Below are 14,290 nucleotides of genomic sequence, written 5' to 3' on the forward strand. Positions count from 1 at the left end.
AGATGGGCGAGATGTCATGGTCAGCCAGGTGCGTCGGCGCGCGGCGGCACCTCGGGGGCGTCGTCCCCGCCGGAGATCTCGTCCGGCGCGGAGCTCTCGGCCGTCTCCTCACGCGGGTAGTGCAGGTCGAAGGCGGGCCGCTCGGAGCGGATGGGCGGCATGAACGTGAAGTTGTGCCGCGGCGGCGGGCAGCTCGTCGCCCACTCCAGGGAGTTGCCGTAGCCCCACGGGTCGTCGAGGGTGACCTTGGGCGCGCGCCTGGCGGTCTTCCAGACGTTGTAGAGGAACGGCAGCGTCGAGGCGCCGAGCAGGAACGCCCCGACGGAGGAGATCTGGTTGAGCGTGGTGAAGCCGTCACCCACGCCGTAGTCGGCGTAGCGCCTCGGCATGCCGAGCTGCCCGATCACGTGCTGGATGAGGAAGGTGGTGTGGAAGCCGACGAACAGCGTCCAGAAGTGCACCTTCCCGAGCCGGTCGTCCAGCATCCTGCCGGTCATCTTGGGCCACCAGAAGTAGAAGCCGGAGAACATGGCGAACACGACGGTGCCGAAGACGACGTAGTGGAAGTGGGCGACGACGAAGTAGGTGTCGCTGATGTGGAAGTCGAGCGGCGGCGAGGCCAGGATGACGCCGGTCAGCCCGCCGAGCAGGAACGTCACGAGGAAGCCCACGGCGAACAGCATCGGCGACTCGAACGTCAGGTGACCCCGCCACATCGTGCCGATCCAGTTGAAGAACTTCACGCCGGTCGGCACGGCGATGAGGAACGTCATGAACGAGAAGAAGGGCAGCAGCACCTGCCCCGTGGGGAACATGTGGTGCGCCCACACGGTCATCGACAGCCCGGCGATCGCGATGGTGGCGCCGACCAGCCCCATGTAGCCGAAGATCGGCTTGCGGCTGAAGACCGGGATGACCTCGGTGATGATGCCGAAGAACGGCAGCGCGATGATGTAGACCTCGGGATGGCCGAAGAACCAGAACAGGTGCTGCCACAGCAGCGGCCCGCCGTTGTCGGCGACGAACACCTGCGTGCCGAGCTTGCGGTCCGACTCCAGCACCAGCAGCGCGGCGGCCAGCACCGGGAACGCCATCAGCACGAGCATGCTGGTCAGCAGCACGTTCCAGGTGAACAGCGGCATGCGGAACATGGTCATGCCGGGCGCGCGCATGCCGATGATCGTGGTGATGAAGTTGACCGCGCCGAGGATCGTCCCGAGGCCGGACAGCGCCAGCCCCATGATCCACAGGTCGCCGCCGATCTGCGGCGAGAACGTCGAGGACGCCAGCGGCGTGTACGCGAACCACCCGAAGTCGGCCGCGCCCCCCGGCGTGAAGAACCCGGCCACCACCATCAGCCCGCCGAACAGGAACAGCCAGTACGCCACCGCGTTCAGCCGGGGGAAGGCCACGTCCGGGGCGCCGATCTGCAGCGGCATGACCACGTTCGCGAAGCCCGCGAACAGCGGGGTGGCGAACAGCAGCAGCATGATCGTGCCGTGGATGGTGAACAGCTGGTTGTACTGCTGCTGGTTGACGAGCTGCATGCCGGGCGCGACCAGCTCCGCCCGGATGATCATCGCCATCACGCCGGCGACCAGGAAGAAGCCGAAGGAGGTGATCAGGTACAGGTATCCGATGACCTTGTGGTCGGTCGTGGACATCCACGAGACGATCACCGTCCCGGTGCGACGGCGCCGGACCTGCTCGATCGAGGTCTCCCGCACGGTCGTCACGGCTGCTCCCTCCGACGCGGAGTTGTGCCTGCCCCGATCTACCCATTGCACGCCAACGACCGCCGCTCGTGAAGTCGTTGTTTGGGATTCGCCGCAGAAAGCTTTACGGAAACGGCCGCCGGAGGTGTCCAGATGGCGGAAAGCGGGCCGGTGCTGCGGGCGGCATCTTCTATCCTGCGTAGGCGAACCGAATCGGAGGAGATGCTCGTGACCGCCCAGCGTGACTACGCCGACCTCGTCCAGCGAGGGCTCTCGCTCGACCTGACCAGGGGCAAGCCGTCGCCGCGCCAGCTCGACCTCTCCAACGACCTGCTGAAACTGCCCACGTCCTACCGTGCGGCCGACGGCAGCGACGGCCGCAACTACGGCAACCTCCAGGGCCTGGCCGAGCTGCGCGAGCTGTTCGCGCCGCTGCTGCAGGTCCCGGCCGGGCAGCTGGTGGTCGGCGGCAACGCGAGCCTCGCGCTGATGCACGACACGGTCGTGCACGCGCTGCTCAGCAAGGTCCCCGGCGCCGCCCGCCGGTGGGTCGAGGAGCCGAAGGTCACGTTCCTGTGCCCGGTGCCCGGCTACGACCGGCACTTCACGATCTGCGAGCGGCTCGGCATCGAGATGGTCGCGGTGCCGATGACCGCCGAGGGCCCCGACATGGACGTCGTGGAGGAGCTGGTCTCCTCCGACGCGAGCGTCAAGGGCATGTGGTGCGTGCCGAAGTACAGCAACCCGTCCGGCGTCTCCTACAGCGACGAGACCGTGCGCAGGCTGGCCGCCATGCCGACGGCCGCGCCCGACTTCCGGATCTTCTGGGACAACGCCTACGCCGTCCACCACCTCACCGACACGCCCGACGAGCTGGCCGACATCCTCACGCTGGCCGCCGAGCACGGCAACGCCGACCGCGTGTTCGTCTACGCCTCCACCTCGAAGGTGACGCTCGCCGGCTCAGGCGTGTCGTTCTTCGGCTCCTCGCCGGCCAACGTGCAGTGGTTCCTCGGCAACACCTCGAAGCAGTCGATCGGCCCCGACAAGATCAACCAGTTGCGCCACGTCGAGTTCCTGCGCGACCCGGCCGGCGTCGAGGCCCACATGCGCCGCCACGCGGAGCTGATCGGGCCCAAGTTCGAGCTGGTCGACAAGGTGCTGAGCGAGCGGCTGAGCGGCCTGGCCACCTGGACCAGCCCCAAGGGCGGCTACTTCATCAGCCTTGAGGTGCCCCACGCGGCCGAGGTCGTGGCCAAGGCCAAGGCGGCCGGCATCGCGCTCACCCCGGCGGGCGCGACGCACCCCTACGGCAAGGACCCCGACGACCGCACGATCAGGATCGCGCCCACCTTCCCCGAGCTCGACGAGCTGGAGCAGGCGATCGAGGGCCTTGCCGTGTGCGTCCGCCTGGTGGCGGAGGAGCGCGGCTAGCGCTGGCCGTTCCTGAAGCCGAAGATGTACTCGCGCGTCTCGCTCGGATGGAACGGGACGCCGACCCCCGGCTCGAAGGCGACGTTGTCGCGGGCGCAGTAAGAGAGGCCCTCCCACACGGCCAGGGCCTTCTCCCTGGCCGGGGCCTCGACGCGGTCGCGCTTGCGCGCGCCGTACGAGCCGAGCACGTTCAGCAGCCCGAACCCCCAGAACAGGCCCGTCAGGCAGAACGGGGCGAGCAGCACCTCGCCCCACGCCGGGTCCTGTCCCATGGCGATGATCAGCGACATGACCAGGTGCATCAGGGCCGCGACGAGCAGCAGCACGTAGCCCTGGTTCCTGGTCCACGCGGTGTAGTGGCGGCTGGGGAACGACAGCCAGACCGCGAGCTGCGTCCGGCTCATCACGTGTTTGGACGCGCCGAGCGCCGCTGCCGTGGGCAGATCGGCGACCTCGCGCGCCCCCGGTAACCGCACCCGGCCGATCTTGTACGTGGTCCCGGCCGCGACCGCTCCGGGGACCGCGACGACCTGGTCATCCTTGGAGCACACCGGGCACTCGACGTTCATCCGGGCAGTCTGGCCTTAAGGAACGCGCTGCGCAAACCATAGGCTTCGAGATGTGAGACCGATTGATGCCTTGGTGAACGCCCTGCCCGATGCGCGTGTCGTGACCGACCCCGATGTGATCGACTCCTATGCCCGGGATCGTACGTTTCTGGCGCCGGGCAAGCCGCTCGGCGTCGTGCTGGCCGCCACGCGCGACGACGTGGTGACGACCCTGAAGTGGGCGAGCGAGCACCGGGTGCCGGTGGTGCCGCGCGGCGGGGGCACCGGCCTCGCGGGCGCGTCCGTCGCCGGTGACGGCACGGTCATCCTGTCGCTGGCCAGGATGACCGCGATCAGGGAGCTGTCGCCCGCCGACGAGATCGCGGTCGTCGAGCCCGGCGTCATCACCGCCGACCTCGACAGGGCCGCGAGGGAGCACGGGCTCATGTACGCGCCTGACCCCTCGTCGTACGAGATCTCCACGATCGGCGGGAACCTGGCCACCAACGCCGGCGGGCTGCGCTGCGTGAAGTACGGCGTGACCAGGGACTCCGCGCTCGGCCTAGAAGTGGTGCTGGCCGACGGCCGGGTGCTGAACACCGGCCGGCGCACGATGAAGGGCGTCACCGGCTACGACCTGACCGGCCTGTTCGTCGGCTCGGAAGGCACGCTCGGCGTGATCACCGCCGCCACCGTACGGCTGCGCCGCGCGCCCGCCGCGCCGCCCGCGACGTTCGCCGCGGAGTTCGGCTCGCTGCGCGACGCGGGCGCGGCCGTCTCGGCGATCATGGCGGCGGGCTGCCAGCCGTCCCTGATGGAGCTGCTCGACCGGGCCACGCTGCAGGCCATCGACGACTGGCGCAACATCGGCCTCGAGGCGAGCACGCAGGCCATGCTCATCGGGCAGTCCGACGTGCCCGACGGGCAGGCGGTGGTCGAGCGCATGGAGCGGATCTGCGCCGAGAACGGCGCCTCGTTCGTGGCCGTCTCCTCCAGCCCGGCCGAGGCCGAGGAGCTGGTGGGGCTGCGGCGGCTGGCGTACGGGGCCAAGGAGCGGCTGGGCGCGTGCCTGGTCGAGGACGTGTGCGTGCCCAGGTCCGTCCTGCCCGACATGATCACCGCGATCGAGGAGGCGGGCGAGCGGCACGGCGTGCGCATCGCGACCGTCGCGCACGCCGGCGACGGCAACCTGCACCCGGTCTTCATCTTCGAGCACGGGACGCTCGAACCGCCCGCCGAGGTGTGGGCGGCGGCGGACGAGGTGTTCAGGCGCGCGCTGGAGTTCGGCGGCACGCTCACCGGCGAGCACGGCGTGGGGTTGCTCAAACGGCGCTGGCTCGAGCTGGAGTCGGGGCCGGTGGCGGCCGAGCTCCAGCGGGGGATCAAGGCCGTCTTCGACCCGCTCGGCATCCTGAACCCGGGCAAGGCGATCTGATCTTCGGTTGACCAAGCCGTGACCTTGGGGTTCGCGGCGTACACGACCTGCACAGGAACGCTGACTTTGCTCGTCAAAACCTGAAACTTCTGACACGTCCGGCAGACGCCTCAAGCGTCGCGCTGGTAGCGTTTTGCCTCATCTATTGGGTTGTTATGGGGGTCCGACGTGAATCAGTTCCAGCCGTTGGCGGCGGACGATCCGCGGCGGCTGGGGGCGTTTGACATCGTCGCCCGGCTCGGCGAGGGCGGCCAGGGCGTTGTCTATCTCGGCAAGAGCGACTCCGGGGAACAGGTCGCGGTCAAGCTGCTGCACAACGCCCTCGTGGCCGACGCCGACGCCAGGACCCGCTTCCTGCGCGAGGTCGCCGTCGCGCAGCGGGTGGCGCGGTTCTGCACCGCGCCCGTGCTGCACGCCGACCTCGACGGGAGCCGGCCGTACATCGTCAGCGAGTACGTGCCGGGGCCGTCACTGCGCGAGCTGGTCATCAACGAGGGGCCGCGACGGGGCGCGGCGCTCGAACGGCTGGCCATCAGCACCGCCACCGCGCTGGCGGCCATCCACCGGGCCGGGATCCTGCACCGGGACTTCAAGCCCGCCAACGTGCTGATGGGGCCCGAGGGTCCCGTCGTGATCGACTTCGGCATCGCCCGCGCCCTCGACTCGCCCGGCGCCACCGCGACCGGCATGGCCATGGGGACCCCCTCGTACCTCGCGCCCGAGCAGCTCAGCGGGGCGGCCGTGTCCGAGGCGGCGGACGTGTTCGCGTGGGGCGTCACCATGGTGTTCGCCGCCACCGGCAAGCCCGCCTTCGGCGCCGACTCCATCCCCGTCGTGATGAACCGGATCCTCAACGAGGAGCCCGAGCTCGGGACGATGGACGGCATGCTGGGCGAGCTGGTCGCCGCCTGCCTGTCCAAGGACCCGTCGCTGCGGCCCACCGCCGACGAGCTGATCGTCCACCTCACCGGCCAGCCCGCCCCGAAGGCCGCCATCGAGCCGGTCACCGGCTCCACCGCGACCGGCGCCCAGTTCGGTTCCCAGTCCGGCCCTCAGACCGGCGCCACGCAGACCGGCATCCCGCAGACCGCCGCCGACCAGGCCGCGGCCGGAGCCCAGGCCGCCGCCGCGGCACAAGGGGCCGCCGGGGCTTTCGGGGCCGGCGCAGACGGCTCCGGGCAGGACCACTATCCCGGCCCCTGGACGCAGCCCACCGGCCCGTACCTCGCGGGCGGCCCCCAGGGCACGGCCCCTCCCCAGACCGGCGACTACGGCCACCTGGCCGCCACCGCTCACCTCGGCTCGGGCCTCCCCGGCCAGACCGGCCCTCAGGCCCAGCCCGGCGTTCCCGGTCAGGGCGGCGTGGCGGGTCAGGGCGGCGTGGCGGGCGGTCCCGGACAGGGTGGGCCCGGACAGGGTGGGCCCGGACAGGGTGGGCCCGGACAGGGTGGGCCCGGACAGGGCGGGGTTCCCGGCAACCCCCCGCACGGCGCTCCGCACCCCGGCATGCCGCAGACCACCGGCCCCCTGCCGCTCGGCGGCTCCGGCAACGTGCCCGGAGGCCCGGCGCACGGCGGAATGCCCGGTCAGGCCGGTGCACCCGGTCAGGGCGTCCCCAGTCAGGGCATCCCAGGGCAGGGCGTCCCAGGGCAGGGCGTCCCAGGGCGGCAGGGCGTTCCCGGTCAGATGGGCCCGCACGCCGGCGCTCAGGGCCCGCACGGGCCTGCGCAGGGCGGGCTCGGGATGCCTCAGCAGCACGGCGCTCCCGGCGGCCCGTACCAGGGCGGCCCGGCCGGCCCTAACGGACCCGGCGGGCACGGTCCAGCTGGGCCCGGTGGGCCCGGAGCTGGCGGGCCCGGTGCTGGCGGGTCCGGGGCCGGTGGGCATGGTGCTGGTGCGCATGGTGCTGGTGCCGCTGGGCGCAGCGGGCCTGGCGGGCCCGGGCAGGACGGTGATGGGGCGCGGGCGAAGCAGCGGCGGACTCTGACTCTCGCGTTGTCCGGTGCGGCCGCCGCGGCGCTGCTGGTGGTGGCCGGGGCGGTGGTCGTGCAGGCGAACGCGGGCAAGGAGGTCCCGGTGGTCGCCGTGGGCAAGTCCTCCAGCGACTCCGACGGCGACGGCGGCGGCTCCGGCCAGGGCGAGGCGCCCACGACGTCCGACTCGCCCACGCCGGCCCCGACGGGCTCCCCCGCGCCTGTCCCGACGCTGGACATCGAGCCGGAGAAGACGAAGAAGCCGAAGCCGACGAAGGAGCCGATCGCGCAGAGGCCGACGGTGACGACGACGGCGCCGTCGATCCGCCCGACGCCCAGGCCGACGCGCAAGCCGACGGCCGTGGACCCGGACACCGGGCCGAGCAAGACTCCGAAGCCGACCACGACCCGCAAGAAAGAGGTCAAGCCGAGCACGTCGCTGAAGGCGAACACGGCCAGCGCCACGTCGCTGTGCGGCGCCGGGTACGCGATCATCAACTCACACGCGCTGGCCGGCCACGCCACGGTCTACCTGCTCTACAACTCCGGCGCCGGGATGAACTGCGTGGTCACGATCTCCCGCTACGTCCACCCGAAGAAGGTGAACATGAGCGCCATGCTCCAGGTCAAGGGCGGCGCCAGCGCGAACGACCCAGGCACGTTCACCGCCTACGCGGGCCCGGTGCGGCTGCCCGCCAAGAAGAAGTGCGTGATCTGGGGCGGCGCGTGGAACTCGTACGTCTGGAAGTCGGAGTGGAGCCACTGCAGCTGAGCGGGCGGGCTGTGACGGGAGGCGGGCCTGCGTTAGCGTGGGCATGATCGTCGGCTCCGTACGAGGAGGACGCCCGTGATCATCAGCAGGCTCGACACCGGCTCGGCCGGCTACCGTGCCCGCAGGGAGGCGATGCTCGCCAAGCTGGCCGAGCTGGACGCCGAGCAGGCGAAGGCGGTGGCGGGCGGCGGCGAGCGGTACGTCACCAGGCACCGCGACCGCGGCAAGCTGACCGCCAGGGAGCGCGTCGAGCTGCTGGTCGACCCCGACTCGCCGTTCCTTGAGCTGTCGCCGCTCGCGGGATGGGGCACCGAGTTCCCCGTGGGCGCGAGCCTGGTCGCGGGCATCGGCGTGATCGAGGGCGTCGAGTGCATGATCACGGCGAACGACCCGACCGTGCGTGGCGGGGCGTCGAACCCGTGGACGCTGCGCAAGACCCTGCGCGCCGCCGACATCGCCCTGCGCAACCGCCTGCCGTACGTGAACCTGGTCGAGAGCGGCGGCGCGGACCTGCCGACGCAGAAGGACATCTTCATCCCCGGCGGGCAGGTCTTCCGCGACCTGACGCGGTTGTCGGCGGCGGGGGTGCCGACGGTGGCGCTGGTGTTCGGCAACTCGACGGCGGGCGGCGCGTACGTGCCGGGCATGAGCGACCACGTGGTGATGGTCAGGGAGCGCGCGAAGGTGTTCCTGGGCGGCCCGCCGCTGGTGAAGATGGCGACCGGCGAGGAGTCCGACGACGAGTCGCTGGGCGGCGCGGAGATGCACGCCAGGGTGAGCGGTCTGGCCGACCATCTGGCGCAGGACGAGTACGACGCCTTACGCATCGGCCGCCGCATCGTCGCCTCGCTCGGCTGGCGCAAGCTGGGCCGCGAGCCGGATGGGGAGGTGCGCGAGCCGGCGTACCCGGCGGACGAGCTGCTCGGCATCGTGCCGGAGGACCTGAAGGTGCCGTTCGACCCGCGCGAGGTGATCGCCCGGGTGGTGGACGGCAGCGTGTTCGAGGAGTTCAAGCCGCTCTACGGCGCCTCGCTGGTGACGGGGTGGGCGAGCGTGCACGGCCACCGCGTGGGCGTGCTGGCGAACGCGCGCGGGGTGCTGTTCAGCGAGGAGTCGCAGAAGGCGACCCAGTTCATCCAGCTCGCGAACCAGACCCGCACCCCGCTGCTGTTCCTGCAGAACACGACCGGCTACATGGTCGGCAAGGACTACGAGCAGGGCGGCATCATCAAGCACGGCGCCATGATGATCAACGCGGTGTCCAACTCGACCGTGCCGCACCTGACCGTGGTCATGGGCGCCTCGTACGGGGCGGGCAACTACGGAATGTGCGGGCGCGCGTACGAGCCTCGCTTCCTGTTCAGCTGGCCGAGCGCCAGGTCGGCGGTGATGGGCCCGGCGCAGCTCGCCGGGGTGCTGTCGATCGTGGGCCGGGCGTCGGCGCTGGCGAAGGGGCAGCCGTACGACGAGGAGGCGGACGCGGCCATGCGTGCCATGGTGGAGCAGCAGATCGAGGCCGAGTCGGCGGCGTTCTTCTTGTCGGGCCGCCTGTACGACGACGGCGTGATCGACCCGCGTGACACGCGGACGGTGCTGGGCCTGTGCCTGTCGGCGATCAACAGCGCGCCGGTGCCTGAGCCGGCGGGATATGGAGTGTTCCGGCCGTGATCACCCGCCTGCTGGTCGCGAACCGGGGTGAGATCGCCCGGCGCGTGTTCCGTACCTGCCGCTCGCTCGGCGTCTCCACGGTCGCCGTCTTCTCCGACGCCGACGCGGACGCGCCGCACGTGGCCGAGGCCGACCTGGCGGTACGCCTGCCGGGCGTGTCGGCGGCCGAGACGTACCTGGACATCGAACGCGTCCTCGCGGCCTGCCGGGCGAGCGGGGCGGACGCGGTGCATCCCGGTTACGGGTTCCTGTCGGAGAACGCCGCCTTCGCGCGGGCGGTGCTGGACGCCGGTCTGGTGTGGGTGGGGCCGCCGCCCGAGACGATCGCCGCCATGGGGGTCAAGATCGGGGCGAAGCGGCTGATGGCGGAGGCCGGCGTACCGGTGCTGCCCTCGCTCGACCTGACCGCGCCCGAGGAGTACCCGCTGCTGGTCAAGGCGTCGGCGGGCGGCGGCGGGCGCGGGATGCGGATCGTGCGCGGGCCTGACGAGCTGGCCGAGGCGGTGGAGTCGGCGCGGCGCGAGTCGGCCGCGGCGTTCGGCGACGGCACGGTCTTCGCCGAGCCGCTGCTGGAGCGGGCCCGCCACGTCGAGGTGCAGGTGCTGGCCGACCGGTACGGCGGTGTGTGGACGCTGGGCGAGCGCGAGTGCAGCGTGCAGCGGCGGCACCAGAAGGTGATCGAGGAGTGCCCGTCGCCCGGCGTCACGGAGGCGACGCGGAAGCTGCTGTACGACGCCGCCGCCAGGGCCGTCCGCAAGATCGGCTACGTCGGGGCCGGGACGGTGGAGTTCCTGGTCAAGGGCGACCGGGTGGCGTTCCTGGAGATGAACACCCGGCTCCAGGTCGAGCATCCGGTGACCGAGCTGGTCTACGGCGTCGATCTGGTCCGGCTGCAGCTGGAGGTGGCCGAGGGCGCGGCGCTGCCGCCGTCGCCGCCCGAGCCGTCCGGGTGGGCGGTGGAGGCCCGCCTGTACGCCGAGGACGCCTCCTTCGTGCCGCAGAGCGGCACGTTGTGGCGGTTCGAGGTGCCCCATGAGGTACCCGGTGAGGTGCGGGTGGACGCCGGGGTGGAGTCGGGGTCCGTGGTGCCGCCGCACTATGACGCGATGCTGGCCAAGGTGGTCGCGTACGGGGCGACGCGGGCGGAGGCGGTGCGGCGGCTGGCGGGGGCGTTGCGGCGGGCGAAGCTGCACGGCGTACCGACTAACCGCGATTTATTACTGGACGTCCTGAAAAATCGGGACTTTGTGGCTGGTGACACGCACACCGGGCTGCTCGACCACCCCCCGGCCACCGCGAAGGCCGTCGACGACCTCGCTCCGCTGGCCGCCGCGCTCGCGATGGCCGCCGGGAACCGGCGCCGGGCACGCGTACTCGGCGGGCTGCCGGGCGGCTGGCGCAACGTCCGCTCCCAGCCCCGCAGCGTCACCTTCGAGGAGACCGGCCCCGTCACCTACGACCCGCTGCCCCCTGACGTCCGCGTGGTCACGGCCGGGCCCGATGAGGTGGTGCTGGAACGCGACGGCGTGCGTCGTACGTACGAGGTGGCCGGGTACGAGCCGCAAGGCCCGCTCTACGTGGACCACGCCGAGGGCGCCGCGCGGCTGACCCCGCTCCCCCGCCTGCCGGAACCCGCCGAGCACACCGCCCCTGGCTCACTGCTCGCCCCCATGCCGGGTAGCGTGCTGCGGGTCGAGGTGGCGCCCGGCGACCGGGTGACCAAGGGGCGGACGGTCCTCGTCCTCGAAGCGATGAAGATGGAGCACCGGATCACCGCGCCGGCCGACGGGGTGGTGTCCGGCGTACACGTGGAGAAGGGCCGGCAGGTCGACGCGGGCGAGGTGCTGGCGATCATCCAGGAGGGGGACTCATGACGGGCCTGGTGCACAAGGAGCTCACCGCGGGCGTCGCGACGATCACGCTCGACTCGCCGCACAACCGCAACGCGCTGTCCGTGGCGCTGCTCGGCGAGCTGTCCGAGCGCCTGAAGCAGGCCCTGGACGAGCCCGCCGCCCGGGTGATCGTGCTGACCGCCACGGGGACGGTGTTCTGCTCCGGCGCCGACCTGAAGGAACAGGGCAGGCCGGGGGCGCCGGTGACGGCGTCGTTCCCGGACATCATGGAGCTGATCTGGGAGAGCCCCAAGCCGGTGGTCTGCCGCCTCAACGGCACCGCGAGGGCGGGCGGGCTCGGCCTGGTCGCCGCGTGCGACTTCGCGGTCGCGCCGCTGACGGCCTCGTTCGCGTTCACCGAGGTACGTCTCGGGGTCGCGCCCGCCATGATCGCCGTGCCGGTCCTCAGGAGGCTGTCGGCCAGGGCGGCGGCCGAATACTTCCTGACCGGCGAGGTGTTCGGCGCGGCGCGGGCCGTGGAGATCGGGCTGCTGTCGCGGGCCGTCCCCGAGGACGAGCTGGACGCCACCGTCGCCCGCTACACCGAGATGCTGGTCAAGGGCGGCCCCGAGGCGCTCGCCATCACGAAACGGCTGGTCAGGGAGGTGCCCGCGATGTCGTTCCACGACGGGCTGCGGGCCATGGCCGAGCTGTCGGCCGAGCGCTTCGCCTCCGAGGAGGGCCAGGAGGGCATCGCCGCGTTCAAGGCCAAGCGCCCGCCCGCGTGGACGGTGTGAGCCCCGTGGTGCTGCGCGTCGCCAACTGCAGCGGCTTCTACGGCGACCGGCTCTCCGCCGCCCGCGAGATGGTGACGGGCGGGCCGATCGACGTGCTGACCGGCGACTGGCTGGCCGAGCTGACCATGTTCATCCTGGCCGGCAACCGGCTCAAGGGCCGTCCAGGGTACGCGCCGACGTTCCTGCGCCAGCTCGAAGACGTCCTGGGCCCCTGCCTCGACCGCGGCATCAAGATCGTGACGAACGCGGGCGGCCTCGACCCCGCCGGGTGCGCCGAGGCCGTCCACGAGCTGGCCGACCGGCTCGGGCTCAGCCCCTCCATCGCGTACGTCACCGGCGACGACCTCACCGGCCTGCCCCTCGACCTCGTCAACGCCGACACGGGCGAGCGCCTCGACGCCACCCCGCTCACCGCCAACGCCTACCTCGGCGGCCGGCCCATCGCCGCCGCCCTCGCGGCCGGCGCCGACGTCGTGGTGACCGGGCGGGTGACCGACGCGGCGCTCGTGACCGGGCCCGGCATCTGGCGGTACAGCTGGGAGCCGGGCGACCTCGACGCGCTGGCCGGGTCGGTGGTGGCCGGGCACGTCATCGAGTGCGGCTGCCAGGCGACCGGCGGCAACTACGCGTTCTTCCAGGACGTTCCCGAGCTCGGCCACTGCGGCTTCCCGCTCGCCGAGCTGCACGCCGACGGCTCCTCCGTCATCACCAAGCATCCCGGCACCGGCGGCCTGGTCTCCGTCGGCACCGTCACCGCGCAGCTCGTCTACGAGCTCGGCGGCCCCCGCTACCTCGGGCCCGACGTGGTCGCCCGCTTCGACACCGTCACGCTCACCGACGACGGCCCCGACCGGGTCCGCGTCTCCGGTGTCCGCGGGGAGCCGCCGCCTGACACGCTCAAGGCGTCGGTCAACCACCTGGGCGGCTACCGCAACACGATGACGCTCGTCCTGACCGGCCTCGACCTGCCGGCCAAGGCCAGGCTGGCCGAGGAGGCCCTGTGGGCCCGCATCCCCCGCGACCGCTTCGACGAGGTCTCCGTCACCCTCACCGGCCTGGGCCCGCGATCGGAGGCCGGGACGGCACTTCTGCGGATCACCGTCATGTCCGACGACCGCCGCACGGCGGGCCGCGCCTTCTCGTCGGCCGTCGTGGAGACCGGTCTCGCCAGCTACCCCGGCTTCTACGCCCTCACGCCGCCGGGGGACGCCTCCCCGTACGGCGTGCACTGGCCGGTGCTCGTCCCGGCCGCCCAGGTCCGCCCCCGCGTCTTCGTGGACGGCACCGAGCTGCCCTTCGAGCAGCCACCGCCGCCCCCCGAGGTGCCGATCATCCCGGAAGCCCCCACGACCCGGGCGGCTCCCGGAGGGAAGGGCGTGCGGATCCCGCTGGGCCGGATCGCCGGGGCCCGATCGGGCGACAAGGGCGGGAACGCGAACCTGGGCGTCTGGACCGACACCCAGCCCCGCTACGACTGGCTGGCCGCGTACCTCACCGTGGAGACCCTGAAGGACCTTCTCCCGGCCCTGCGGCCGTACCGCGTGGACCGGCACGACCTGCCCAACCTCAAGGCCGTCAACTTCGTGATCCACGGCCTCCTCGGCCGGGGCGTGGCGGCGAGCACCCGCCTGGACCCGCAGGCCAAGGCGCTGGGCGAGGAGCTACGAGCCCGCCCGGTGGAGGTCCCGGCCGGCCTTCACCCCTGAGCGGTCCAGCCCAGCAGGGCCGCGCCGAGCAGGCCGGCCAGCGGGCCGAGACGCGAGGCCCGTACGTCGGGAGCGGGGCGGAAGGCGAGCCGGGCGGCCAGCCGCTCGCGCAGGGGCACCACGAGCGCGTCCCCCGCCTGCGACACGCCGCCCCCGATGACGACGGCCGCGGGATCGAGCACCAGCGTGTACGTCGCCAGCGCCAGCGCGAGCGCCTCCACCGCCTCCGCCCACACCGCCGTGGCCCGCGCGTCGCCCTGGGCGGCCAGCCGGACCACGTCCTCGGCGCCGGGGACCCCGCACCGCGCCGCCACGGCCGACCCCTACAACCGTACGCTGTCGCTGCGCCGCGCCCAGTCGGTCGAGAGTGCCATGCGCGGGCTGCTCGCCGACGCCGGGGTGACCCTTCA

10 protein-coding genes are annotated in these 14,290 nt (G+C 72.2%); 7 read left to right on the forward strand and 3 right to left on the reverse strand.

Annotated features, from left to right (window positions below; genetic code table 11):
- Window positions 1-20: 20 nt before the first annotated feature.
- Entirely contained in the window at window positions 21-1,736 is a 1,716-nt protein-coding gene (gene ctaD, locus ABZW11_RS42365; RefSeq protein ID WP_355430831.1) for a cytochrome c oxidase subunit I, read from the reverse strand.
- Window positions 1,737-1,937: 201 nt separating this feature from the next.
- Between ctaD and ABZW11_RS42370 the strand changes: the two genes are divergently transcribed.
- Window positions 1,938-3,149, forward strand: a complete 1,212-nt coding sequence (locus ABZW11_RS42370; protein ID WP_355430834.1) for an aminotransferase class I/II-fold pyridoxal phosphate-dependent enzyme — start codon at window positions 1,938-1,940, stop codon at window positions 3,147-3,149.
- Here ABZW11_RS42370 and ABZW11_RS42375 read toward each other — a convergent pair.
- A complete protein-coding gene (locus ABZW11_RS42375) occupies window positions 3,146-3,718 on the reverse strand; it encodes a hypothetical protein (protein WP_355430836.1) in 573 nt (190 codons plus the stop codon). The two genes, ABZW11_RS42370 and ABZW11_RS42375, sit on opposite strands and share 4 nt — an antisense overlap.
- A gap of 52 nt (window positions 3,719-3,770) precedes the next feature.
- On the opposite strand from ABZW11_RS42375, the gene ABZW11_RS42380 reads away from it, so the two are divergent.
- From ABZW11_RS42380 to ABZW11_RS42405, 6 genes are all read left to right on the forward strand, one after another.
- Window positions 3,771-5,132, forward strand: a complete 1,362-nt coding sequence (locus tag ABZW11_RS42380; RefSeq protein WP_355430839.1) for an FAD-linked oxidase C-terminal domain-containing protein — start codon at window positions 3,771-3,773, stop codon at window positions 5,130-5,132.
- Window positions 5,133-5,300: 168 nt separating this feature from the next.
- On the forward strand, window positions 5,301-7,877 hold the full coding sequence (locus tag ABZW11_RS42385) for a protein kinase (RefSeq protein ID WP_355430842.1): 2,577 nt from the start codon (window positions 5,301-5,303) through the stop codon (window positions 7,875-7,877).
- 132 nt (window positions 7,878-8,009) lie between these two features.
- Window positions 8,010-9,545, forward strand: coding sequence for a carboxyl transferase domain-containing protein (locus ABZW11_RS42390; RefSeq protein ID WP_355430860.1), 1,536 nt, complete (start codon window positions 8,010-8,012; stop codon window positions 9,543-9,545).
- Complete coding sequence (locus ABZW11_RS42395; protein WP_355430845.1) at window positions 9,542-11,419, forward strand: biotin carboxylase N-terminal domain-containing protein; 1,878 nt, start codon at window positions 9,542-9,544, stop codon at window positions 11,417-11,419. Before ABZW11_RS42390 ends, ABZW11_RS42395 begins: the two co-directional genes overlap by 4 nt.
- Window positions 11,416-12,174, forward strand: a complete 759-nt coding sequence (locus ABZW11_RS42400) for an enoyl-CoA hydratase-related protein (protein WP_355430848.1) — start codon at window positions 11,416-11,418, stop codon at window positions 12,172-12,174. The genes ABZW11_RS42395 and ABZW11_RS42400 overlap by 4 nt, the downstream gene beginning before the upstream one ends.
- The gene (locus ABZW11_RS42405) at window positions 12,162-13,880 is read left to right on the forward strand and encodes an acyclic terpene utilization AtuA family protein (protein ID WP_355430851.1); all 1,719 of its coding nucleotides are present in this window, start codon (window positions 12,162-12,164) and stop codon (window positions 13,878-13,880) included. The genes ABZW11_RS42400 and ABZW11_RS42405 overlap by 13 nt, the downstream gene beginning before the upstream one ends.
- Here ABZW11_RS42405 and ABZW11_RS42410 read toward each other — a convergent pair.
- Window positions 13,871-14,194 carry an ROK family protein gene (locus ABZW11_RS42410; protein ID WP_355430854.1) on the reverse strand — a complete coding sequence of 108 codons (324 nt, stop codon included), beginning with the start codon at window positions 14,192-14,194 and terminating at the stop codon, window positions 13,871-13,873. The genes ABZW11_RS42405 and ABZW11_RS42410 overlap by 10 nt on opposite strands.
- Between the last annotated feature and the right edge of the window lie 96 nt (window positions 14,195-14,290).

Source organism: Nonomuraea sp. NPDC004580, assembly GCF_040609855.1.
Lineage (GTDB): Bacteria > Actinomycetota > Actinomycetes > Streptosporangiales > Streptosporangiaceae > Nonomuraea > Nonomuraea salmonea.

What these genes read in the sequence shown, in the direction of transcription:
- ABZW11_RS42375 (WP_355430836.1), bottom strand. Translation starts at nt 3,718, where the DNA reads ATGAACGTCGAGTGCCCGGTGTGCTCCAAGGATGACCAGGTCGTCGCG.
- ABZW11_RS42390 (WP_355430860.1), top strand. Translation starts at nt 8,010, where the DNA reads ATGCTCGCCAAGCTGGCCGAGCTGGACGCCGAGCAGGCGAAGGCGGTG.
- ABZW11_RS42400 (WP_355430848.1), top strand. Translation starts at nt 11,416, where the DNA reads ATGACGGGCCTGGTGCACAAGGAGCTCACCGCGGGCGTCGCGACGATC.
- ABZW11_RS42370 (WP_355430834.1), top strand. Translation starts at nt 1,938, where the DNA reads ATGCTCGTGACCGCCCAGCGTGACTACGCCGACCTCGTCCAGCGAGGG.